The organism is Vibrio sp. D420a (assembly GCF_030248625.1).
GTDB lineage: Bacteria > Pseudomonadota > Gammaproteobacteria > Enterobacterales > Vibrionaceae > Vibrio > Vibrio fortis_A.
In genome coordinates this window covers 1-853 of the sequence record NZ_JAHGAN010000084.1, presented here as the reverse complement: position 1 = coordinate 853, position 853 = coordinate 1, and the positions used below count along the sequence as shown (strand labels likewise).

Sequence of the window (853 nt, the reverse complement as noted above, 5' to 3'; positions counted from 1 at the left end):
CTCACAAGCCACATTGAAACTCGACCTGCTAGACCGTAAAGGCAAATACCCGAATGGTTTCTGTCACGGCCCAACACCATCATTTTACGACCAAAGCCAATGGGTACCTGCACAAGTCAATTTCACGAGTAACGCAAAGCCAGATCAAATTGGCAGTGGCTTTGACGGAATCAATACCCTCTTCCATGAAGGTGGCCATGCGGCGCATTTTGCCAACGTTAAGATGAACGCACCTTGCTTCTCGCAAGAGTTTTCACCAACGTCGATGGCTTATGCGGAAACACAATCTATGTTCTGTGATAGCTTGCTTGATGATGCAGATTGGTTAAAACAGTACGCATTAAATGACAAAGGCGAGTCCGTTCCTGATTCATTGATCAAAGCGATGATCGACAGCAAACAACCGTTCAAGGCGTATCAAGAGCGTTGTATTCTGGTTGTTCCATACTTCGAGCGTGCCTTATATCAACTTAACGATAACGAGCTAACGCCAGAGAAGATAACTCAGCTTGCTCGTCGTACTGAGCTGGAAATCTTAGGGTTAGAGTCAAGCCCACGTCCATTGATGGCAATTCCACACCTACTTTCTGATGAAGCTGCTTGTGCCTACCAAGGTTACCTGCTGGCACATATGGCGGTATACCAAACACGAGCGTACTTTACGAACAAGTTTGGTTACTTAACCGATAACCCAGAAATTGGGCCTCTATTGGCAGAACATTACTGGCACGCCGGTAATAGTGTTAACCACAACACCACCATTGAGCGTCTAACCGGGGAAGGTTTTAATGCTAAGTATTTAGCTGACGCCTGTAACCTGACGGTCGAGCAAGCTTGGGAAATTGAGCAAGAG

Annotated in this window: 1 protein-coding gene; it reads left to right on the top strand. The window is 46.4% G+C overall.

The window, feature by feature from the left end; all coding sequences use genetic code 11:
• The coding region (locus tag KI743_RS24285; protein WP_285468563.1) for a M3 family metallopeptidase at nucleotides 1-853 on the top strand (853 nt) is incomplete at both ends.